Below are 276 nucleotides of genomic sequence, written 5' to 3'. Positions count from 1 at the left end.
AAGCTCACCATCACGAGCGGCAGAGCCTGGGTCTGCACTGTATTGCTGTGCTAGTTCACCAAAGGTTGCTTCACCCGCTCTGATTTGGCGAATAAAGCCATACAGTTCTTTCTGTGCTCCTTCATCACTTAGGATTACAGAGGTCTTAATGAGGATATGACGCGCATTAACCTCTGTTACAGCAACAGTCTCAAGGCCTTGCACATCTTCAATTTTCAAAATATGGAAACCAATACCACTGCGGAATGGACCTATGATGGCATCTTTACCTTGGGT

The 276-nt window shown here is 46.0% G+C and carries 1 protein-coding gene; it reads right to left on the bottom strand.

The window, feature by feature from the left end; all coding sequences use genetic code 11:
- The coding region (locus tag AB4585_RS25380; RefSeq protein WP_372171546.1) for a peptidylprolyl isomerase at window positions 1-276 on the bottom strand (276 nt) is incomplete at both ends.

The sequence above is a fragment of the Vibrio sp. 10N.222.49.C9 genome (assembly GCF_041474985.1).
Lineage (GTDB): Bacteria > Pseudomonadota > Gammaproteobacteria > Enterobacterales > Vibrionaceae > Vibrio > Vibrio crassostreae_C.
This window is presented reverse-complemented; position numbering and strand designations above follow the sequence as displayed.